19 protein-coding genes and 4 tRNA genes are annotated in these 21,559 nt (G+C 40.4%); 15 read left to right on the top strand and 8 right to left on the bottom strand.

The window, feature by feature from the left end; translation table 11 throughout:
- Positions 1–57: 57 nt before the first annotated feature.
- From ACZ5B7_RS30190 to rlmH, 14 genes are all read left to right on the top strand, one after another.
- Entirely contained in the window at positions 58–1,350 is a 1,293-nt protein-coding gene (locus ACZ5B7_RS30190) for an adenylosuccinate synthase (protein ID WP_464492186.1), read from the top strand.
- Positions 1,351–1,485: 135 nt separating this feature from the next.
- Positions 1,486–1,561, top strand: a tRNA-Lys gene (locus ACZ5B7_RS30185).
- A 12-nt stretch (positions 1,562–1,573) separates the two neighbouring features.
- A tRNA-Glu gene (locus tag ACZ5B7_RS30180) sits at positions 1,574–1,645 on the top strand.
- 68 nt (positions 1,646–1,713) lie between these two features.
- Positions 1,714–1,790: transfer RNA gene (locus ACZ5B7_RS30175), tRNA-Asp, on the top strand.
- A gap of 158 nt (positions 1,791–1,948) precedes the next feature.
- Positions 1,949–2,021 (top strand) — tRNA-Phe (locus tag ACZ5B7_RS30170).
- A gap of 356 nt (positions 2,022–2,377) precedes the next feature.
- The gene (locus tag ACZ5B7_RS30165) at positions 2,378–3,832 is read left to right on the top strand and encodes a peptidoglycan DD-metalloendopeptidase family protein (RefSeq protein ID WP_464492185.1); all 1,455 of its coding nucleotides are present in this window, start codon (positions 2,378–2,380) and stop codon (positions 3,830–3,832) included.
- Between the two features lie 177 nt (positions 3,833–4,009).
- Positions 4,010–4,720, top strand: coding sequence for a response regulator YycF (gene yycF, locus ACZ5B7_RS30160; protein ID WP_213116976.1), 711 nt, complete (start codon positions 4,010–4,012; stop codon positions 4,718–4,720).
- Positions 4,721–4,726: 6 nt separating this feature from the next.
- Positions 4,727–6,556, top strand: a complete 1,830-nt coding sequence (walK, locus tag ACZ5B7_RS30155; RefSeq protein ID WP_464492184.1) for a cell wall metabolism sensor histidine kinase WalK — start codon at positions 4,727–4,729, stop codon at positions 6,554–6,556.
- Positions 6,553–7,875 (top strand): YycH family regulatory protein, encoded by a 1,323-nt coding sequence (locus tag ACZ5B7_RS30150; protein WP_464492183.1) that lies wholly within the window; start codon positions 6,553–6,555, stop codon positions 7,873–7,875. Before walK ends, ACZ5B7_RS30150 begins: the two co-directional genes overlap by 4 nt.
- Entirely contained in the window at positions 7,862–8,659 is a 798-nt protein-coding gene (locus tag ACZ5B7_RS30145; protein ID WP_464492182.1) for a two-component system regulatory protein YycI, read from the top strand. Before ACZ5B7_RS30150 ends, ACZ5B7_RS30145 begins: the two co-directional genes overlap by 14 nt.
- Before the next feature lie 5 nt (positions 8,660–8,664).
- Complete coding sequence (locus tag ACZ5B7_RS30140) at positions 8,665–9,462, top strand: MBL fold metallo-hydrolase (protein WP_464492181.1); 798 nt, start codon at positions 8,665–8,667, stop codon at positions 9,460–9,462.
- Between the two features lie 177 nt (positions 9,463–9,639).
- Positions 9,640–10,875, top strand: a complete 1,236-nt coding sequence (locus tag ACZ5B7_RS30135) for a S1C family serine protease (RefSeq protein WP_464492180.1) — start codon at positions 9,640–9,642, stop codon at positions 10,873–10,875.
- 105 nt (positions 10,876–10,980) lie between these two features.
- Positions 10,981–11,172 carry a CxxH/CxxC protein gene (locus ACZ5B7_RS30130; protein ID WP_464492179.1) on the top strand — a complete coding sequence of 64 codons (192 nt, stop codon included), beginning with the start codon at positions 10,981–10,983 and terminating at the stop codon, positions 11,170–11,172.
- Between the two features lie 101 nt (positions 11,173–11,273).
- Positions 11,274–11,753 (top strand): 23S rRNA (pseudouridine(1915)-N(3))-methyltransferase RlmH, encoded by a 480-nt coding sequence (rlmH, locus tag ACZ5B7_RS30125; protein WP_464492178.1) that lies wholly within the window; start codon positions 11,274–11,276, stop codon positions 11,751–11,753.
- Between the two features lie 100 nt (positions 11,754–11,853).
- Here the strand turns inward: rlmH and ACZ5B7_RS30120 are convergent, their stop codons facing one another.
- From ACZ5B7_RS30120 to ACZ5B7_RS30110, 3 genes are all read right to left on the bottom strand, one after another.
- Entirely contained in the window at positions 11,854–12,012 is a 159-nt protein-coding gene (locus ACZ5B7_RS30120) for a hypothetical protein (protein WP_464492177.1), read from the bottom strand.
- 339 nt (positions 12,013–12,351) lie between these two features.
- Positions 12,352–13,059 (bottom strand): ABC transporter ATP-binding protein, encoded by a 708-nt coding sequence (locus ACZ5B7_RS30115; RefSeq protein WP_464492176.1) that lies wholly within the window; start codon positions 13,057–13,059, stop codon positions 12,352–12,354.
- A 3-nt stretch (positions 13,060–13,062) separates the two neighbouring features.
- Positions 13,063–14,130: an ABC transporter permease gene (locus tag ACZ5B7_RS30110; RefSeq protein WP_464492175.1), complete on the bottom strand. Its 1,068-nt coding sequence runs from the start codon at positions 14,128–14,130 to the stop codon at positions 13,063–13,065.
- 183 nt (positions 14,131–14,313) lie between these two features.
- On the opposite strand from ACZ5B7_RS30110, the gene ACZ5B7_RS30105 reads away from it, so the two are divergent.
- The gene (locus ACZ5B7_RS30105) at positions 14,314–15,288 is read left to right on the top strand and encodes a MerR family transcriptional regulator (RefSeq protein ID WP_464492174.1); all 975 of its coding nucleotides are present in this window, start codon (positions 14,314–14,316) and stop codon (positions 15,286–15,288) included.
- A gap of 109 nt (positions 15,289–15,397) precedes the next feature.
- On the opposite strand, the gene ACZ5B7_RS30100 is transcribed toward ACZ5B7_RS30105, so the two are convergent.
- The 5 genes from ACZ5B7_RS30100 to pruA all read right to left on the bottom strand — a co-directional run bounded on the left by ACZ5B7_RS30100 (position 15,398) and on the right by pruA (position 21,397).
- On the bottom strand, positions 15,398–15,907 hold the full coding sequence (locus ACZ5B7_RS30100; protein WP_464492173.1) for a hemerythrin domain-containing protein: 510 nt from the start codon (positions 15,905–15,907) through the stop codon (positions 15,398–15,400).
- 199 nt (positions 15,908–16,106) lie between these two features.
- Positions 16,107–17,651 (bottom strand): glycine betaine uptake BCCT transporter, encoded by a 1,545-nt coding sequence (locus ACZ5B7_RS30095; protein WP_423800239.1) that lies wholly within the window; start codon positions 17,649–17,651, stop codon positions 16,107–16,109.
- 49 nt (positions 17,652–17,700) lie between these two features.
- Complete coding sequence (locus ACZ5B7_RS30090; RefSeq protein ID WP_464492172.1) at positions 17,701–18,366, bottom strand: hypothetical protein; 666 nt, start codon at positions 18,364–18,366, stop codon at positions 17,701–17,703.
- A 177-nt stretch (positions 18,367–18,543) separates the two neighbouring features.
- Entirely contained in the window at positions 18,544–19,491 is a 948-nt protein-coding gene (locus ACZ5B7_RS30085; RefSeq protein ID WP_464492171.1) for an SDR family NAD(P)-dependent oxidoreductase, read from the bottom strand.
- Positions 19,492–19,765: 274 nt separating this feature from the next.
- On the bottom strand, positions 19,766–21,397 hold the full coding sequence (pruA, locus tag ACZ5B7_RS30080; protein WP_464492170.1) for an L-glutamate gamma-semialdehyde dehydrogenase: 1,632 nt from the start codon (positions 21,395–21,397) through the stop codon (positions 19,766–19,768).
- Between the last annotated feature and the right edge of the window lie 162 nt (positions 21,398–21,559).

The following is a 21,559-nucleotide window of genomic DNA, read 5'->3' as shown; positions in this document are numbered from 1 at the left end:
AACTATGTAAGGGAATTAATTAATTTAATGAAAGCTAAAAATTCGGAGGTGCCTTACATGTCATCAGTAGTGGTTGTTGGTACGCAATGGGGAGACGAAGGAAAAGGGAAAATCACTGATTTCCTTTCAGAAAATGCAGAAGTAATTGCCCGTTATCAAGGGGGAAATAATGCAGGCCACACCATCAAGTTTAATGGTGAGACTTATAAGCTGCATTTGATTCCTTCAGGGATTTTCTATAAGGAAAAAATTTGTGTCATCGGAAATGGCATGGTCGTCGATCCAAAGGCACTTATTCAAGAACTTGCTTATTTACATGAAAAAGGAATTACAACCGATAACCTGCGCATCAGTAATCGTGCCCATGTCATCCTTCCTTACCATATAAAATTGGACGAAGTGGAAGAGGATCGCAAAGGCGCTAATAAAATTGGTACAACTAAAAAGGGAATTGGTCCTGCATACATGGATAAGGCAGCCCGCAACGGCATTCGCATCGCTGATTTGCTTGACCGTGAAATTTTTGAAGAAAAATTGGTGCGTAATCTAGAGGAAAAAAACCGTTTATTTGAACGCATTTATGAAACAAACGGCTTCAAAGTCGAAGATATTCTTGATGAATACTATGAGTACGGCCAGCAGGTTAAGAAGTATGTCTGTGATACATCCGTCGTTCTAAATGATGCTTTGGATGAAGGCCGTCGTGTATTGTTTGAAGGCGCCCAGGGTGTCATGCTTGATATCGACCAAGGAACCTATCCATTTGTTACGTCTTCCAACCCAGTTGCCGGCGGTGTAACAATTGGTTCAGGTGTAGGCCCAACTAAGATCACTCATGTTGTTGGTGTATGTAAAGCGTATACTTCCCGTGTTGGTGATGGTCCATTCCCAACTGAGTTACATGATGAAATCGGCCACCAAATCCGCGAAGTTGGCCGTGAATATGGTACAACAACAGGACGTCCACGCCGTGTTGGCTGGTTTGACAGCGTTGTGGTCCGCCATGCTCGCCGTGTTAGCGGTTTGACAGATCTTTCGTTGAATTCCATTGATGTTCTTTCAGGAATCGAGACATTAAAAATTTGTACAGCTTACCAATATAATGGAGAAGTCATTACAGAATATCCTGCCAACCTAAAGATTCTTTCTCAATGTCAACCAATTTACGAAGAATTGCCAGGCTGGACAGAAGATATTACCGGCTGCAAATCCTTAGATGAACTGCCTGAAAACGCCCGTCACTATGTAGCGCGTGTTTCCCAATTAACAGGCATCCCATTATCCACCTTCTCAGTCGGACCTGACCGCACCCAAACAAACGTCGTCAGCAACCCGTGGAGACAAGTTTAATGAGACATGGGGACGGTTCTTCTGCATCAAAACAGAAGAACCGTCCCTTTTTTAAAATTTTTTTAAAAAAACTATTGCCTAATAAACACCACCATGATAATATAAAAAGCGTCGTCACAAACGGCATCTAAATACGAGCCATTAGCTCAGTCGGTAGAGCATCTGACTTTTAATCAGAGGGTCGAAGGTTCGAGTCCTTCATGGCTCACCATTCTTTATGAATGGCCCCTTGGTCAAGCGGTTAAGACACCGCCCTTTCACGGCGGTAACACGGGTTCGAATCCCGTAGGGGTCATCGGCATTGGTCGGCCGCTAAATGACTGGCAAGGACGGTCTCCTTGCTGGCTGACCATATTATAAATTGGTCTGGTAGTTCAGTTGGTTAGAATGCCTGCCTGTCACGCAGGAGGTCGCGGGTTCGAGTCCCGTCCAGACCGCCACTAAAATAGTATGGCTCAGTAGCTCAGTCGGTAGAGCACGATCGAATAAGCTTCCTTGAAATACTTCAGGGCAGACATCGAGACGCTCCTTGAATAAGCCTTCTGAGATGTCTGCAAAGGACTTTCCTCATACTTGTTGTAGGAAACCATCTAAATATGGCTCAGTAGCTCAGTCGGTAGAGCAAAGGACTGAAAATCCTTGTGTCGGCGGTTCGATTCCGTCCTGAGCCATCCCAAAAAGAAGTTCGCACACGTGGCGGACTTCTTTTTTATTACATTTGTTACATAAGTGTAATAAAAAATCCTATTTTTTACAAAAGGTATAGAAACTTGTCTTATTTTGTAAAATCACCCCGATATTGGATAAAACCCTGATATAATAGGGATTTCCACCTATTACCCGCACATAAAAACAGGAAAAAATGACCAACATATTTCAAAAGACGTAGGATAATGTCAGTAATTATACAATTGTGTTACATTATGGAGACTATTAATCTCTTCTCTATAAAACTATGGTAAAGTAAGAGAGGCTAAAATTCTGGGAAACCCTTTCATTGTGTTTTACCGTGGTTTAGGAGGAAATAATGTTTTCTTTAAATAAAAAAAATAATTCTAAAAAACTATTATTAATAAAAACAACCATAGCATCAGCAGTAGCCGCATCTGTTATTGCGTTTAGCAGCGGACCGGTGGCATTGGCTACTTCATCTAATTTAAGCACTGTTTATCATGTTTATCTCAATGGTACATACATAGGTAATGTAACGGATAAAGCAATTGTTGATAAAATTGTTGCAGAGAAACTGGATTCCATGAAGGAATCCATCAAAGATCTTAACATAAAGCTTGGCGAACAGGTTCAATATGTACCTGAACAAGTTTTCAGCGCCAATGCAAACAATCAAGAAACTCTTCAAAATTTAAGAAATACATTCCAAGTTCAAGCAGAAGCGGCTGCCATTGTGATCGATGGAGCACCAGTTGTTTATTTGGAAAATAAGAGTGCGGCAGAAGACGTAATCAAGAATCTTAAATTGCAGTATGTTACTGAACAGCAGCTGCAAGATCTTGAAGCTCTTAAGTCCTCTGACCCTAGTACATTACCCGCTTTAAATGAAAATGAAACACGTATTTTAAATGTAAGTCTTTCAAAAAATGTATCTGTGGAAACGAAAAATGTAGAGCTGCAAAAAATTGTAACTCCTGCTGAGGCTGTTACCCTTTTACAAAATGGCACTTTGGAAGAAAAGAAGTACGCTGTTCAAGATGGCGATGCACTTGAATCAATTGCCCATCAAAATGGATTGACAGTTCCGGAACTGCTAGCCCTAAATCCTGGATTAACAGCAGATTCATTAATAAAAATCGGCCAGGAAATTAATATTACGGCCTTAAAGCCATACGTGGATGTAATCGTTGAAAAAGAAGTAAACCAAAACGAAACCATTCCATTTGAAACGCAAATCGAAGAAGACGCAAATCTTCCTAAGGGAGAAAAGAAAGTACAACAAGAAGGACAAAACGGATCTCGTTCAGTAACCTACCATATTTCGGAACAAAATGGTGTTGCTGCCCAAAAGGACGTTACTAGTGAGCAAGTTCTGCAGCAGCCTGTAAATAATATTATCATTAAAGGAACAAAGGCCATTCCTTCCCGTGGTGAGGGCACACTTGCTTGGCCGACTGTCGGCGGGTATGTATCCAGTGAAATGGGCTTCCGCTGGGGCAAAAAGCATAAAGGAATCGATATTGCCAGACCAAGCAATTTAACAATCAAAGCAGCCGATAATGGTGTAGTTGTTTCAGCAGGCTGGGACAGCGGCGGCTATGGAAATAAAGTCATCATTGACCACCAAAATGGAATGCGTACCCTCTATGGACATATGTCCTCCATTAATGTCAAAGCCGGCCAGACAGTTTCCAAAGGAACAGGCATTGGTATTATGGGTGCAACCGGAGATGCAACTGGTGTCCACCTCCATTTCGAAGTATACAAAAATGGCGGCTTGGTAAACCCACTTTCTTATCTAAGTAGATAACAGTCTCTAGTTTTAACTAGAGGCTTTTTCTTTTGGAAACCCTAGTAGTTAACTGGAAGGAGTCTTCCAAATACTTGTTATAGATGAATTTCAGGCGAAACAGTGGTAAAGTAAAATGGAGTAGTTATGACTTTAAAAAGAAAAAAATAGACAATAAAAACAAAAAGGAGCAATGGTATGGAAAAGAAAATTCTCGTTGTTGATGATGAAAAACCGATTGCTGATATCCTTCAATTTAACCTGAAAAAGGAAGGATATGATGTCTATTGCGCCTATGATGGAAACCAAGCACTTCAATTAGTTGAAGAAATCCAACCAGATTTAATCCTGTTAGATATTATGCTTCCGCAAAGAGATGGAATGGAGGTTTGCCGCGAAGTACGAAAAAAGTACGAAATGCCAATTATCATGCTGACAGCCAAGGATTCAGAAATTGATAAAGTCCTGGGACTTGAGCTTGGTGCTGATGATTACGTGACGAAGCCGTTCAGCACTAGAGAGTTAATCGCCCGTGTGAAGGCGAATTTGCGCCGCCATCAGCAAATCATTGCACAGCCTGATGCCGAAAATGAAACGAATGAAATAGTCGTGGGCGCTCTTGTCATCCATCCGGATGCCTATGTCGTGTCTAAACGTGGGGAAACCATTGAGCTTACCCATCGTGAATTTGAATTGCTTTATTACTTGGCACAGCATATTGGGCAGGTTATGACACGTGAGCATTTACTACAAACGGTCTGGGGCTATGATTATTATGGCGATGTTCGGACAGTCGATGTTACGGTACGCCGCCTTCGTGAAAAAATTGAAGATAGTCCGAGTCATCCTGCCTGGATTGTGACGCGACGCGGGGTAGGTTATTACTTACGAAATCCTGAACAGGAGTAGTGACTGGTGAAAAAAGTAGGCTTCTTTCGCTCGATACACGTTAAATTTGTGATTATCTATGTGCTCCTCCTTTTAGTTGCGATGCAGATTATAGGTGTTTATTTTGTCCGGCAGCTGGAGGAAACATTGAGGACAAATTTCCAAACGGCCTTAAAAGAGCGTGTGAATTTGCTAGGATATAATATCCGCGAGGAAATAGAGAAACAAAGAACTTCGGAAGACCCGACGCTTGAGGAAGATATCAATAAAATCCTTAGGGATTTTGATAATGCCGGGGATATCTCAGAGGTGCGGGTGATTGAAAACAGGTCACTAAAGATTCTCGGAACCTCTGATTCAGACAATCAAGGGGTAGTGGGCCAAAGAACAACTGAACTTCGCATTAAACAATCAATGGTTTTGGAAGAAGACCAAAGTGCCCTGTTAATTGATAAGAAGACGGGAAACCGGATCTGGGTCCTTTCTACTCCAATTAAATCCGGCAAGAAGGTCATCGGGGCCATTTATCTTGTCGCAAAAATTGAAAGTGTTTTTGAACAAATGAAAACTATTAATAAAATTTTTGCTACAGGGACAGCCATTGCCATGTCAATCACAGCTGTATTAGGGATCTTGTTAGCCCAGACCATTACAAGGCCGATTGCCGATATGAAAAAGCAGGCATTGGCAATGGCCAAAGGGAATTTTTCTCGTAAGGTTAAGGTGTATGGGTACGATGAAATCGGAACGCTGGCGATCACCTTTAACAATTTAACGAAGAAGCTGCAGGAAGCCCAGGCGATGACGGAAGGAGAACGTAGAAAGCTATCCTCTGTCCTCTCCTATATGACAGATGGCGTTATTGCTACGGATAGAAAAGGCCGGGTTATCCTCATAAATGAACCGGCAGCGGAAATGCTGGATGTTTCACGTGAAACAGTGCTCTCCCAGCCGATTGTGTCATTATTAGATTTGGATGACACCAATACCTTCGAAGATTTGTTGGAGGAGAATGATTCGCTCATTCTGGATTATAGTACTAAGCAGGAAAGATACATCCTTAGGGCCAATTTTTCCGTTATCCAAAAGGAAACAGGCTTTGTAAACGGATTGATTTGCGTTCTGCATGATATTACGGAGCAGGAAAAAATTGAATTTGAAAGACGGGAGTTTGTGGCCAATGTTTCCCATGAGCTGAGGACCCCGTTAACAACAATGAGAAGCTACCTGGAGGCACTAGCAGATGGGGCATGGCGTGATGAGGAAATTGCCCCGAACTTTCTGGAAGTGACAAGCAAGGAAACGGAACGAATGATTCGCCTTGTCAATGACCTGTTGACATTGTCAAAAATGGACAGCACTGATTATCGAATGACAATGGAATGGGTAAACTTTGTTGATTTCTATGACCGAATTATTGACCGTTTTGAAATGGCAAAGGAGCAAAACGTAACATTTAAAAGAGTTCTCCCTAAGCATGGCATCTTCGTTGAAATGGATGAAGATAAAATGACTCAGGTCTTATACAACGTCATTTCCAATGCTCTGAAGTATTCTCCTGAAGGTGGACAGGTGACCTTCACTATACAAGAAAAAAATGAGACGATTATTGTCAGCGTTTCAGACCAAGGAATGGGAATTCCCAAAGAGAGTATCGGAAAAATATTTGACCGTTTTTATCGAGTCGATAAAGCAAGAACGCGGAAAATGGGCGGAACAGGTTTGGGACTGGCCATTGCTAAAGAAATTGTCAGTGCTCATGGCGGAAATATCTGGGCATCTAGTAAGGAAGGGAAAGGAACTACCATTTCATTTTCCTTGCCATATGAAAGTGCTGAAGAGGATGAATGGTCATGAAATATGAAAATATAAAATCCATTATCTTAACAATATTGGTTTTCATCAGTATTTTGTTAACCTGGAATCTTTGGACATACCAGCCTAACTTCGACACGATGGAAAATGACAGCTATGTGGCAGAAGTCTCGGTGAGTGAAAAGCAAGAACTGCAGAAAATCGTTCGTCCTGACCGAATTTTGTTTCATATTAGAAATGATCATTATGGGACCAATAATCCGGATGAAATCGACAACGTAATTAAGGAAATTAGCAAATGGTCCATCTTTGATATAAAAAACTATACCGACAATGTTGAAAACATAAATGACCTTATTCACAGTCCCGGAAACGCAGAATTAATCTTTCCGGGTGAGGTCCCAATCGCTTTATATCGTGGTGTCTTAAACATTGAGGGGAAAAAGGTTCCTTCCTTTAATTTTAATAGGATGATTATCAATGTGGAGAATTCCAGTAATGAGAATGGAATTGTCTATTTTGTTTCGTCGGAAAACCAACAGGTTTATATCAGTCATATTTCACCGGCCAATTTAACTGCTTTTAACCGGGACTTTTTTAAAAATGCACCTCGCTTACCGCGATATTTTGCGTATAAACCCTCGGAAAATAAAACGATCTTTTTACCTGAAGGCGAAACAGAGATGAAAACGTATAAGTATTTGCCTGTTACGCTTAATTCGGAAAAGTTTAAAGAAGCCTTGTTCCGGGACCCAAGCAATGTGCAGAAGAACCCGATTCGTGCAGGGGAGGAATATACGAGCGATTCAAGTAAAATGACAGTCAGTGATGATACGAATATACTTTCATACGTCAATCCGACTGCAGATGATGACTTTTTCGATAATTCCTATGACTTGGTGAAGCGCAGTATTGATTTAATCAACGAACATGGCGGTTGGACGGATTCCTATCATTATGTTTCAAAAAATGAATACAGTGCCACTGTTGTTTTTCGTCTTTATACCGGTGATGGCTACCCAGTTTTTAGTGAACGGGGCATTTCTGAGATTACAGAGGTATGGGGCCGAAATGAACTTACTAAATATATACGGCCCAACATTTCCTTGGAGCTGCCGCTGACAACCGAAATGAAAACGGTGAAACGGGCTTCCGGTCATGATGTGTTAAATTTCTTGGAGAATAAAAGGAATTTTAAGTCAGATCTTCTCGAGGAGTTAGTATTAGGGTATCGAATGGATCGGGATTCGGAGGAAAACCAGTTAATCCTTTTAGAGCCTGCCTGGTTCTATCGCTACGATAAACAATGGGGAGAGCTTACGATGGATGACCTAGGGGGGCCGGCACATGGATTGGAGTAAAATTAAGACAATTTTCATCGTTACATTCTTAATCCTAGATGTATATCTGTTATTTCAATTTATGAAAATCCGTGATGCCAATAAATATGAATTCGTAACTGAAACTACTTTTGAAGAGAAACTAAAGGCTGACGAAATTAAATACGAAGAACTGCCGACAGCGAAAATAAAGTCGCAGTACTTAAGTGCAAAACCAAAGGTTTTTACAAAAAGTGATACGGCAAAGCTGAAAGGGCAGTCCGTTACCCTAAAGGACCCTGGTACCACCCTTCAAGCGGAATTTGAAAAGCCGTTTGCATTAAGCAATAAGTTCGAACCTGCCGAATTGGCCTCCTTTTTAAAGGACAATATTTTGTACGGAGATCAGTATCAATTTGGGGAGAAAAATGAGAAAAAGAGTACAATCACCTATTTTCAACAATATGAAAGCTTTCCATTATACAAAAATATTAATGGGATGATTACCTTTACGTATAATTCTGAAAATCAAATCGTCTCTTATCAGCAGACCTATCTTGAGGGCTTCGAAAAGATGGCGGCGAAGGAAGAAATACTCACGCCGTTAAAAGCGATTGAAACGTTGCACCAAAAGGGAGACATCAAACCAAAAAGCAAGATTACCAAGGTGGAGCTTGGCTACTCAACACGTATCCAATTAGCAGCCTCCCAGGTGTTGGCGCCAACCTGGCACTTTGTGGTCAATGATAAGGAAAATTTATTTGTAAATGCTTTTGAAGGGCAAATCATCCAATTCAAAAGCGATGAAAAAACTAATGTGGAGTGAAATGTATGTCTTTACGTTATAGCATTCTTACAAGCGGCAGTACAGGCAACGCCCTATATGTAGAGGCTGAAGAGCACTCCTTTCTAGTCGATGCAGGCTTAAGCGGAAAGCAAATGGAGGCACTGTTTCAGCAAATCGACCGGGATATCAGCAAGCTTTCTGCCATTTTTGTAACCCACGAGCACAGCGATCATATCAAAGGGATTGGCGTTTTAGCGCGTAAATATAAGCTGCCAGTCTATGCAAATGAAAAAACCTGGCGGGCCATGGATGGTTTAGTAGGTGCAATCCCAACTGAGCAGAAGTTTGTGTTTGATATGGAATCGGTAAAAAGCTTTGGTTCGGTTCAAATTGAATCTTTTGGGGTCTCCCACGATGCGGCTGAGCCAATGTTTTATATTTTCCATCATTCCGGCGGCAAAAAGCTCGTGCAAATTACAGATACCGGTTATGTAAGCGATCGGATGAAGGGCATAATCAAAGATGCCGATGTATATATTTTTGAATCCAATCACGATGTGCAAATGCTGAGGATGGGCAGATATCCTTGGAACATTAAACGAAGAATCTTAAGTGATGTCGGCCATGTTTCCAATGAAGATGCAGCACTTGCGATGAGTGAGGTCGTTGGTGACCGGACTAAACGAATTTATCTTGCGCATTTAAGCCTAGATAACAATATGAAGGATTTAGCGAGAATGTCAGTGTCACAGACATTGGAAAGCCGCGGATTAATAGTCGGTGAACAATTTGACCTGTTTGACACAGATCCAAAAATACCAACTGTGTTAACTGCAGTATAATGGGGTTGCTTTCATTTGAAGGCGCCTCTTTTTTTATTATGAAAAAAGTATGAACAAAAGATGAAATTTTATGAAATATTATTCAAATTTTTAGTAAATTACTTGTATTGGAGTATAATTGTTTATATAAGCCAAAATAAACGTTAGCAATGGTTCTGAAGAGAGGAATGGTGTAAATTGGGCTATTATGATAATCATTCTCCAAATCGCTATCGGGAGCAAAAAGGGAATAAAAGTGGAATTTTTATTGCCAGCCTGGTTGGAGCCGTTTTGGGAGCCATTTTGGTGATTGTCTCCATCCCTGCTCTTGCCAACCACGGTGTACTTCCCTACAATGTAGAGCCGCAGCAGAGTACTGTGACAGAAACTGATAATACATCTAAGCAAAATGTTGTACATAAGCAAATTTCGTATGATGTTAACACCAATATTACCAATGCTATTGATAAAACAGCTGCTGCTGTTGTTGGAATTAATAACATTCAGTCATCAGGATTCTGGGATAACGGAGAAAATAATACAGAGGATCCGGCAGGAACCGGATCAGGGGTGATTTATAAGGCTGCTGGCAGCAGGGCTTTTGTGGTAACAAACCACCACGTCGTTGAGGGGGCTACAAAGCTCGAGGTTAGTCTCTCGGATGGTACAAAGATACCGGCCAAGCTATTAGGAAGCGATATTTGGACAGACTTGGCCGTGCTTGAAGTGGATGCTGGAAAGATTAAAAAGGTTGCGGAATTCGGTGATTCTGACAGCTTAAAGATGGGTGAACCGGTTATTGCCATCGGCAACCCGCTTGGTCCTACCTTCTCTGGTTCAGTCACACAGGGAATTATATCTGGATTGAAGCGGACGATTCCGGTTGATATCAATCAGGACGGCATCATTGATTGGCAATCAGAAGTATTGCAAACCGATGCTGCCATCAATCCAGGAAACAGCGGCGGTGCTTTAATTAATATGGCAGGACAGGTAATCGGTATTAATTCGATGAAAATTTCCCAGGAGGCCGTTGAAGGAATCGGCTTATCGATTCCGATAAATTCAGCTAAGCCGGTTATTAACGATTTAGAACAATTCGGCAGCGTCAAGCGGCCATATATGGGTGTAGATCTAAAATCGGTTGATGAAATTCCTGCCTATTACCAGCAGGAAGCATTAAAATTACCGCGCGATGTGACGCATGGGGTAGCGATTCGCCAGGTAGTTCCAGGCTCACCAGCAGCGGTTGCAGGTCTACAGGAATTGGATGTCATAGTTGAAATGGACGGACAGAAAATTAATGATGTCATTGATCTAAGGAAGCATTTATATCAGGTAAAGAAAATCGGTGAGCAGATGATGATTAAATTCTATCGGGACGGCAAGCTCAAAGAAGTAACGATGACATTGGCTAGTGATAAAACTCAATAATGCTGTTGATTTAGGGAAGTGATAATTCACTTCTCTTTTTCTTTTTGCTATGATAAATGAGGCTTTTAGCTTGTTTTGAACACATTGGTTTGGTAAAAGCTATAGATGATTGAATATTGTTCGGGATGGTGTAATAAAATGATTTATTGTTGTGAGGAACATGTGAGTGAGGCAATGGATACAATTTTGGAGGAATATGAAACCTATCCAATTTTAAATAAATTAGGTGTGGATAATTTATCAACAACCTGTGAATATTGTCGAAAACAGGCTGTATATATTGTGGGGAACAAATGATTCCATACAAGATGTGGATAAAAATTGTGAATATGTGGATAACTTCTGTGGATAAGTTGTTTGTAAACTGTTTGTAATCAAATGTTAAAGGGTTGTGGATTGTGAATATCTCTATTATTACGGTTGGTAAACTGAAAGAAAAGTATTTGAAGCAGGGAATTGAGGAGTATTTAAAAAGATTATCGGCCTATGCGAAAGTAGAAGTCGTCGAGGTTGCCGATGAGAAGGCCCCGGAAGAATTAAGCGAGCTGGAAATGGTGCAGGTGAAACACAAAGAAGGTGAACGGATTTTGGGGAAAATTAGTCAGGATACATATGTGATTGCGTTGGCGATTCAAGGGAAAATGCAATCATCGGAAGAGCTGGCAGATACTTTGGATAAGCTTGCGACTTATGGAAAAAGTAAGATAGCTTTCGTAATTGGCGGATCATTGGGGTTAAGTGATGAGGTGGTAAAAAGATCGAACGAACAGCTGTCCTTTTCACCGATGACTTTCCCCCATCAGTTGATGAGGTTGATATTGGTTGAACAGATTTATCGGGCGTTTCGAATTAACCGAGGAGAACCTTACCATAAGTAAATGAGGCTTTGGATATTAGGAGATTATATAGATAACGAAAAAGCCAATGTTCAAAACATTGGCCTTTTCGTTATATGTTTAAAATGAACCAGCCTTAATCTTATGCTGATTCCTGCTGAAAACAAGGATCATTGAAGTATACAACTTCAGAAAGAACGTTATAGCCCTTCATTTTTTTGAGAGTCTCTCTTGCTTCTTGTTCTGTTTTAAATTCAAACATAGAAATATTTGAATCTAAATAACAAGTTATAATCCACATAAAAATTCCTCTCCTTATTTTTAAGTTATTTCTGTCCTGCAGACAGAGACTTCTATAAATATGCTCCGTTAAGTTAAACCTTGCTTTCATAAGGTTTTAATCCAAGGCTTAAGGAAGTAATTATCAATTGCTACAGACCAATCATAAAGCAATAATGAAAATAAATAAAATGCAAAAAATATATAATAGGTTATAAAAAAATTTTATATGTTGAATTTGGAGGTAAATAGTGGATTATCGTGATTGGGTAATACTGAGGTCTACTGGATTTATAGGTGTACTCGGATTAGGTCATAATCTCAAAGGAAAGGCTTGGTAAAAACCAAGCCTTTGTCAGTCTTATAGTTGTGCCTTTTTGTTCATTTTGGAGGACTCCTCTGAAACTGCTGAAAGGACACCATCCGTCATTCGGTAGACTTTGTCGCAATAGCCGACAAGCCGAATATCGTGCGTCACTACGATGGTTGTCGTTTGTTTCTGCTTCGTGACTTTTTTCAGCAGCTCCATGACTTCATAGGCACGGTCTGAGTCAAGGGAGGCTGTCGGCTCGTCAGCTAAAATAATCGAAGGGTTGCTGTACAGAGCCTTAGCGATGGCTACACGCTGGCGTTCCCCGCCGGATAAATCGGATGGATATTTCATTAGTAAGTCACTAATTCCCAACTCCTCGTACAGTTGATTCCGCTCCATTTTTGACATATTTCCCTTTTTTACTTTGTCTAATAGTTTCAATTGATTGGCCACGGAGAGGAATGGGACTAGGTTCGACGCTTGTAACACAAATCCGATTTCCTTGAGTCGGATTTGTGAACGTGCCTTTTCATTCAACGTGGTTAGGTTTTGGCCATTGATGACTACATCCCCTGAGGTTGGGGTTAATAACCCCCCGACAATCGTGAGAAAGGTACTTTTTCCAGACCCCGAAGGGCCAATAATTGCTATCAACTCGCCTCGGTGGGCAAGAAATTCTGTTTCCTTTAAGGCTTCCACTTTCTTATGGCCACTTCCAAAACTCTTCTCTACTTGATGTAACTCCAACACTGCCATGGTTTATCCTCCTATCGCTTTCAGTGGGTCAATTCGAACAATTGTTAAGACTGAGAAAACGGCACCAGCAGTGGCAACAACCATTAGAATTAAGCCATAGAAGACCATCAAGGCCAGGTCAAATGAAACAGGAACCGCTGCCGGTAAAAAGGCTCCTGAAATGAGTGTGAAGGCAAACCCTGCCGCCGTTCCAATGAACGCTAAAATAAAGGTTTGGGCTATAACAGACCAAGATAAATAAGAGCTGGAAATACCTTGCGCCTTCATGACCCCAAACATACTAATCTTCTGCACGGTCAGCACATACAAGAAAATGGCGACAATGACGGAAGAAATAGCAAAGAGGAAGTAAATCATGAAATTTAAGGTGAGTTTTTGTTCAGTGTAACCCGGTAGATTTTGAATGAATGATTCAATTTCAATGGAATTCAGATCATCATTTTGGGTGAGATTTGAAATAGAAGCATCCTGAACAACAATTCCGTTAATTTGATCTTGTTTCTGATCGGCTGCTTCACCGAACTTGACTTGGTGGAAGGTTGCAAGATTCGCATATAGAACAGGTGCAGCATTAAATCGGGCATGGTCTGTAAATCCAACAATTGTTAATTGTTGATCACTGGAGGACAGTGATAATGTATCACCTAATTTGAATCCCTTGTCTTTGAGTGAACCGTCAGCAATCACTTCATTTGCTTTTTTAAAAGCTCTGCCTTCCTCCACATTTGGCATTAGAAATTCACCTTTGTTAATACCAAAGAGAGAGATATTTTGCTTGTTATCGCCGTTGCTGGCAATTGCATTTTGCTGACCGATTACCGCCGTTTTTTTCGCTTTAATGTCGTTTAGCTGATCGATTGACATGGATGATTGATACAAGCTTTTATCTGATTCCTCGGTAAGGATAATCGCTGTCGCTCTCCATTTATCAACCGCCTCCCTATTCAGACTGGCGAGACCAGTTGCAAGTCCAGAAAGAAAAAAGACAAGATAGGAAACGAGCATTAAAATCCCCGTAATCAAAGTGAAACGAAGTTTATTTTTTTTAATTTCCTGCCAGGCTAAAAACACCCCGTCACTCCCTTTCTCGAAAGTATTAAATTCCAATTTTACTTAATTATTAACGGAGATAATCTTTTTTGTCAAATGTTTGTATAATAAAATATACAAAACATTATACAAAAGTTCTGGGATTTTATAATAACTGAGGGAACTTTTTATCTTCAATCTTTGTATAACGTTTATGGGGTAACGTTGTACAAAGTACAGAGATTCGATATACTAAGTATGGCTATGGGGGACGGACCAGGTATTAAGGGGATGAAATGGATGTATCAATCTGATGAAAAAGGACTATTTGCAATTCAACAAGTTGCAGATATGACCGGATTATCAAAACAAGTGATTAGAAAATGGGAAGAGCGTTATGGGATTATTCAACCGAAGCGATTGGAGAATGGTTATCGAATATATAGCCAACAGGATGTCAAAACGCTTTTAAAAATCAAACTACTTTCGGAACAAGGCCACTCGCTAAAACAAGCCGCCATGCTTGCAAAAGAGATTGATGAAAACCCAGTACCGGTACAAATGGAGAATTCCCCCCGTTATGAGCAATGGAATGAGTATGTCCTTCAGCTTCTGGAAAAAGGCAGGCACTGTGATGAAATAGAATTAAATTTTATCTTAAAACAAGCGCTTCATCATGTAGGGATAGAGCGTTTTCTAACCACTATCGTGGTACCTTTTTTAAAAGAGGTAGGAATAAAGTGGGAGAGTCATGAGTGGGATGAATATCAGGAATCTGTATCGAGTCTGGTAGTACGAGATTTCTTGGTTCAAATTCGACGAAATTATCAATATCGGGAAAATGCTCCATTCGTTCTCGGAGCATGTCTGCCAACTGAACAACATGAAGTACCACTGCATCTGATCCTATTGCGTTTCATGATGAAGGGATGGAAAACTCAGTTAATCGGGGCTTCTCCTGCACCAGGTGCGATTGAATCATTGGTTTGCAAGTTAAAGCCGGATGTCGTTCTGTTGTCCGCTACAACCGCGATACCATTTGAAACAGATCCTCAACTGCTGCAGAGATTGGATCAATTTGCTGAAAAGCAAACCGACATTGCCTTTTACCTTGGTGGTCAAGGGGCAGTCACTTATCTCTCAGACTATAAACCACGGGCGATTCATGTGACAAATTCCATTAATGACATATTAAAATAAAACACTTTTTATTACCATGAAAAGGTAAAATCAGAGGCCCTATCCAAATTAAAACTGGATAGGGCCTTTGATTTAGTGGATTAATGTTTGGTCAAAAACCGCTGCTTGCTTATCGCGTCTGAAGCAGTCGTTCAAGTTCCTCTTTCTCGCCAACCGACAGTATATTCTCTGCCAATGGAAACAGCATTTTTTCTTCTTTAGCAAAGTGTTGTGTTAAGGTAGCAAGCGCTTGGACAGCGTAAACTGTAATCGATTGCGCATCGTCTTCATTAATATCCAAGCCAGTCAGGGCGGCTTCAGTTAGAAAATCCTTTAGATGCTGCTCTGCCTTATCATGTTCATATTCCATCGTTTCGATTGTTCTGTCATTCTCCCCGAGGCGGCGGGTCATCATAGGGAACAATCCTTCCTCTTCACGTTTGGAATGTTCCATCAGATTATCATGGAAAGACAAAACCCGCTCGTACAATTTCGCAAATAGACGTACCACAGCAGAACCTGAATTGAATTCTATCTCTTCAGAAATCTCAGAGATAAAGTCCATATCTGCCCGAAGCGATACATGCTCGTCCTTTAATTGTTGCAGCGGGGCACTTAATACAACTTTCGAAGCCTCCATCGTCAAACCCCTCCTCATTCTTCCTTCACCATGCATCTGAGAATCTTATAAATCCATGATGGCTTCAAGTCACATCTCATTACCACTTCTTAAAGCATACGCTAAAAGTGCTGATAATCTTGTGATATTTATCATAAAAAACATAGGGGGAATTCGGTCTGAAGGAGTCTTTTGCCGAACAAATTTACTTATTATTTAATCAACTATTTTCGTTCTTTAGGCTATAGTGCTGCGCACTTCTTTTATTGCCTTGTTGCATTTCAGCTTCCTTTTTTAGGCCTGTCAGCAAGGAGTAGCACATGGCGAGCATGATTATGGCAAATGGAAGTGCGGCTGCAATGGAAGCAGTTTGCAAAACCTCCAAACCGCCCGCGAGCAGCAGAACAGCAGCTAAAGCAGATTGGATGACACCCCATGTCATTTTTATTTTGTTAGAAGGATTAAACGTTCCACCTTCACTAAGCATCCCCAATACAAAGGTCGCGGTATCGGCAACAGTTATATAATAAATAGCTACTACCGCGAAACCTAAAATGCTTAACAAGGAACTTAATGGCAGGTGGTCGAAGAAAATAAATATGGACAAGGACACATTTTCGGCGATATGTTTTGCCAAATCATGGTTTCCAGAATGTTGAACAAGCTCAAGTGCTGAACCGCCAAAAACGGACATCCAGAGACAGGTTCCAAGTGTCGGAACAATCAAAACGCCAATAACAAATTCCCTTATTGTCCTCCCTCTGGACACCCGGGCGATAAACATGCCGACAAATGGCGCCCAGGCTATCCACCAAGCCCAGTAAAACAAGGTCCACGAAGCAATCCATTTCTCACCTTTTCCAAAAGGACTTAACCGTAAACTCATATGTATAAAGTCACTTAAATACAGGCCTGTTGTATTAAAAAAGACTTTAATAACGGTTAGGGCTGGACCGACAAACATAATCAGCACAAGGATTGCCACTGAAAAGATGATGGCTGCATTGGATAAGTATTTAATTCCTCTTTCCAGGCCTGTATTAATGGAAATAATAAAAAGGACTGTTGCGACCACAATGACAATCAACTGGATAAATAATGTATTAGGAATGCCAAATATGTCATGCATACCTGCAGTAACCTGCATCGCCCCAAGCCCCAAGGAGGTTGCAATTCCAAAGACTGTTGCAAAGATGGACAGGATATCAATCGTTTTGCCAATCGGGCCGTAAATCCTGTCGCCCAAAATTGGATGGAACGCTGAACTGATCGCTGCAGGGAGCCTTTTATTATATTGAAAAAAAGCAAGGGCTAACCCAATAACAGTGTAGATGGCCCATGGGTGCAGGCCCCAATGGAAAAATGTATATTTCATTGCGGTGTTGGCTGCGTCAATCGTATAACCTTTCCCGTACGGAGGAGCTGTGTAATGGGTTACTGGTTCAGCGACGCTCCAGTATACAATTCCGACCCCCATACCAGCACCGAACAGCATTGCCAGCCAAGAAGCGGTAGAGAAATCAGGCTTATCAGTTCTCCTTCCCAGCCGGATATTCCCATACTTTGAAAACAACAAGTAGATAGAAAAAAAGACAAAGAATAGAGTGGCACCGAGATAAACCCAACCCAGGTAATCAATGGAGCCATTATAAACGGCGTTGGTAACTTTGGTAAGATTATCTGTAAAAAAAACTCCCCAGATAATAAAAATGAGGGTCAGCAATAAAGAGATAATAAATACACTATTTTCTTTAAACTTTTCCATGGAAACCTCCTGCAATTGATGAATACTTATTTAAATAGATTTAGCTCGGTCAGTTATTAAAAGGGTTGTATTGAAATTCCCACCTATCCGTATTAATCAACTCTTCATGCGGCACCTCTAACCCGCCGCCAAGATAAATGGTTTGCCCTTTAATCGCAATCACCATAGCCTCTATTAATACATCACTATCCTTCTTTTTATAAATGTCTCCCAACTGTGCCGATAACTCCCCATATGGATGAACAATTTGCGGGAGGGTGTCATCCAAGCCTTCTTCAAGATTTGCAATGTCTTTATAATCGATAGGATGACTGTCGGGTGCACGGCCAGGTACCATCAATAAATATTCGTTATGCTTGATACCATCTAAATCGCTTGTAATGACCCCTTTGTTATCAACAGTTTCAACCACTTCAATTTCATTTAAAGAGTAATGATCCAGGGTATCGGGGGCGGGATTATTAATTAAAATATAGTCTCCAGCTTGAGGTCTTTGATTGTTCCGGAGTGTGTATACTTTATGATCAAAAATAAAACTGTCATTTTCCTTCGGTATATATCTCTCCACACTCGCTGCATTGGTTATGTGCTGTGTTAAATCTCTTAGCTTTATAAGATGAACGGAGAATTTATACATTGGTTTTACACCATATACCTTGTGTAGCTCATTGTTAAAGTACACAAATTGCCCTTTTCTTACTTGATACAGTTTCACAGCTAAATCTCCCTTCAATTATAGGTAGTATAGGATTCATCAAACATTGGAATTTGGAAGCAACGTTTTCTTCTTTAGGATGGCTTTTTTTAGAAAAAACTATTATCTATGTAAAATAGAAAAGGCTGAAATATACAGATATAAACTGTATATTTCAGCCTTAAATGGAATGTTTCTTTAATATGTTTGATTGGAAGTAAGCGTCGTGCTCAACCACCATATCTGTTCAACATTTTGAGGATCTATTGCGTACTTGGGATAAGTGCTTAAGCCGAATATGTTTTTCAATTGAGTAAAGCCCTTTTCGCTTATTGCTGGTTTAGCAATTTCTCTCTTATGGTTGATAAGCTGCCCGGTCACATCCTTAAATTCATCTGATGTGCAAATGTGAAAATAGGTATCGGCCATGCCTGATGGTAGAGGATTCGTAAGATTTTGTACCCTTGCAAATACTTTCCAAACAGAATTCATTTTTTCAATCGTCTCTTTTGAAAGTTTTACACGATTAATTTGCAGGGCATTAACTTTAATCCCTCTGTTTTTCAATTCTTCTGCCATTTTGAAGGTCAGCATTAATAGTGCCATTTTCGAATCACCATACATCTTATAAGTGCTATAAGGCCGGGTGTCCTTCAGTTCTCCACGCAAATTGTCAAATTCAATCTTCCTTTTCGGGTCGAAGAAATTTTTGATGTTTGTCGTACAAGCATGGAGTATTCTCGGGTCTGGTGATTTTTCAAGATGATCGGCCAATAAATGAGTCATTAAAAAAGGACCAAATGTATTCGTAGCGAAGGATAATTCGATATTGTCGGTACTAAGTTTATATTCTTTTACACCGTGATTTAAGTAGGCGGCGTTGTGGATGAGGATGTCCAACCGCGGGTATTTGGATTTAAAAGCTGAGCAAAATGCACGAATAGAATCAAAGGAAGAAACATCCAGTTCCATCAGATCTACATCGGTATTTTTGGTGGCTTCAATTATGTCTCTTTGTTCGGCGGTACTAATCTCCATATTGCGGCAAGCCATAATTACATGATAGCCTTCTGATGCAAATTTATAGGCAGCTGCTTTTCCAATCCCGGAATTTGCACCTGTAATAATTACAATTTTGTCTTTCATAACGGGCCTCCTTCTTTTCACTCAAATTTGGTCCATCCATGTTCTAGATTCACAAAAAAAAGAGCTTATATAAGTAATAAGCAATATGAAAATATTACCATATGGTAATAGTAAAAGGTGTCGAATCCTAGATTGAAAACAATTGTTTATTCGGTGAGAAAAGTATTTTATTTTAAATGGTTAATAATGGGGAGTATAAAGGCATTGGTGCCGGCTAGAAAAATAAAAAAAGAGGTTGAAACGTTTGGTTTCAACCTCTTTTTTACATTATTTATTATTCTGCATCCATAAATGGATAAGCAACTTCTGCAGTTGGTGCAAAGTTTTCTTTGATGACACGAGGACTTGTCCAGCGGATCATGTTGAATACAGAACCTGCTTTATCGTTTGTACCAGATCCACGAGAACCGCCAAATGGCTGTTGATTAATCATCGCACCAGTTGGTTTATCATTGATATAGAAGTTTCCAGCTGCGCCGGATAAGCGGTTTTCTAAGTGAACAATGGCCCCGCGATCTTGGGCAAAGATCGAACCTGTTAAGGCATACATAGAAGCAGTATCTACTGCATGCAATGTTTCTTCTAATTGATCATTTTCATATACATAGATGGTTAAGACTGGTCCAAAGATTTCTTCCACCATTGTTTTGAAGTTTGGATTTGTAGTCACAATGATGGTCGGTTGAACGAAATATCCAACAGAATCATCATAAGTACCGCCAGCAATAATCTCTGCTTCTTCAGAAGCTGCTGCATAGTCGATGTAGCTTGTAATGGAATCAAAAGCCGCTTTATCAATAACTGCACCCATGAAGTTTCTGAAGTCGCGGACATCTCCCACTTTAAGCTTTGCAGTTTGTTCCACTAAACCAGCTTTTACCTCTTCCCATAAGCTTGCTGGAATGTAGGCGCGAGAAGCGGCTGAACATTTTTGACCTTGGTATTCAAACGCACCACGAACAAGGTTAGCTACAACTTTGTCTGCTTGTGCTGTTTCGTGAGCAAATACGAAGTCCTTACCGCCTGTTTCCCCAATTAAACGAGGATAAGATTTATAGCTTGCAATGTTTTCCCCTACTGTTTTCCAAATCGTTTGGAACGTACTTGTAGACCCAGTAAAATGGAATCCAGACATACGAGGGTCTGTTAATACCACTTCTGATACTTGTGAACCACGAGAAGGCACGAAGTTGATGACACCTTTTGGTAATCCTGCTTCTTCTAAAATACGCATAAAGTAGTAGTTTGCTAGAATTGAAGTTGTTGCAGGTTTCCACACGACTACGTTCCCCATCATGGCAGGCGCTGCTGGAAGGTTTCCGCCAATGGCTGTGAAGTTAAATGGAGAAATCGCCAAAACAAATCCATCTAATGGACGGTAATCGGTACGATTCCATACATTCTTCATGCTGCTTGGCTGAATTTGATAAACCTGATTTGCATAATCAACGCCAAAGCGTAAGAAGTCTATTAATTCTTGTGCAGAATCAATTTCAGCTTGAACAGCTGTTTTGGATTGTCCTAACATTGTCGCAGCATTCATGACATCACGGTATGGTCCAGAGATTAAATCAGCAGCTTTTAAGAAAATAGCTGCACGGTGTTCCCAAGCCATATTAGCCCATGCTTCTTTAGCAGCCATCGCCGCTTCAACAGCATCACGCAGTTCTCTTTCTCCAGCTTGAGAATAGTTTGCTAAAACATGTTGATGATTATGTGGCATAACCACTTGCTTCACTGTATCCGTCTTTATATTTTCGCCATTAATAATGACAGGGATATCGATCACCATTTCAGATTGGCGTTTTAATTCTGCTTTTAATGTTTCCCGTTCTTTTGTACCTGGCGCATATGAATTGCCCGGCTCGTTTGTAGGTGTTGGGATTTTGAAAATTCCGTTACTCATTCTTTCACGTTCCTTCCCGTTTATATATTCTGTTCCTTTATAGACAAAGCTACTTATTTCGACAATTATTATAACATACTTTTTCTGTTCTTTGGCTTTCTATTACAACTTAATGAAAGCGAATTCAAATTCTTATCTCTGGGATTTAAATTAATTCCAGAG

Source organism: Neobacillus sp. S1115 (assembly GCF_055385565.1).
Note: the sequence above shows the minus strand (reverse complement) of the source record. Positions and strands in the feature narration are given on the sequence as shown.

What these genes read in the sequence shown, in the direction of transcription:
- ACZ5B7_RS30190 (WP_464492186.1), top strand. Translation starts at nt 58, where the DNA reads ATGTCATCAGTAGTGGTTGTTGGTACGCAATGGGGAGACGAAGGAAAA.
- ACZ5B7_RS30165 (WP_464492185.1), top strand. Translation starts at nt 2,378, where the DNA reads ATGTTTTCTTTAAATAAAAAAAATAATTCTAAAAAACTATTATTAATA.
- yycF (WP_213116976.1), top strand. Translation starts at nt 4,010, where the DNA reads ATGGAAAAGAAAATTCTCGTTGTTGATGATGAAAAACCGATTGCTGAT.
- ACZ5B7_RS30150 (WP_464492183.1), top strand. Translation starts at nt 6,553, where the DNA reads ATGAAATATGAAAATATAAAATCCATTATCTTAACAATATTGGTTTTC.
- ACZ5B7_RS30145 (WP_464492182.1), top strand. Translation starts at nt 7,862, where the DNA reads ATGGATTGGAGTAAAATTAAGACAATTTTCATCGTTACATTCTTAATC.
- ACZ5B7_RS30140 (WP_464492181.1), top strand. Translation starts at nt 8,665, where the DNA reads ATGTCTTTACGTTATAGCATTCTTACAAGCGGCAGTACAGGCAACGCC.
- ACZ5B7_RS30130 (WP_464492179.1), top strand. Translation starts at nt 10,981, where the DNA reads ATGATTGAATATTGTTCGGGATGGTGTAATAAAATGATTTATTGTTGT.
- ACZ5B7_RS30120 (WP_464492177.1), bottom strand. Translation starts at nt 12,012, where the DNA reads ATGTGGATTATAACTTGTTATTTAGATTCAAATATTTCTATGTTTGAA.
- ACZ5B7_RS30115 (WP_464492176.1), bottom strand. Translation starts at nt 13,059, where the DNA reads ATGGCAGTGTTGGAGTTACATCAAGTAGAGAAGAGTTTTGGAAGTGGC.
- ACZ5B7_RS30100 (WP_464492173.1), bottom strand. Translation starts at nt 15,907, where the DNA reads ATGGAGGCTTCGAAAGTTGTATTAAGTGCCCCGCTGCAACAATTAAAG.
- ACZ5B7_RS30095 (WP_423800239.1), bottom strand. Translation starts at nt 17,651, where the DNA reads ATGGAAAAGTTTAAAGAAAATAGTGTATTTATTATCTCTTTATTGCTG.
- ACZ5B7_RS30085 (WP_464492171.1), bottom strand. Translation starts at nt 19,491, where the DNA reads ATGAAAGACAAAATTGTAATTATTACAGGTGCAAATTCCGGGATTGGA.
- pruA (WP_464492170.1), bottom strand. Translation starts at nt 21,397, where the DNA reads ATGAGTAACGGAATTTTCAAAATCCCAACACCTACAAACGAGCCGGGC.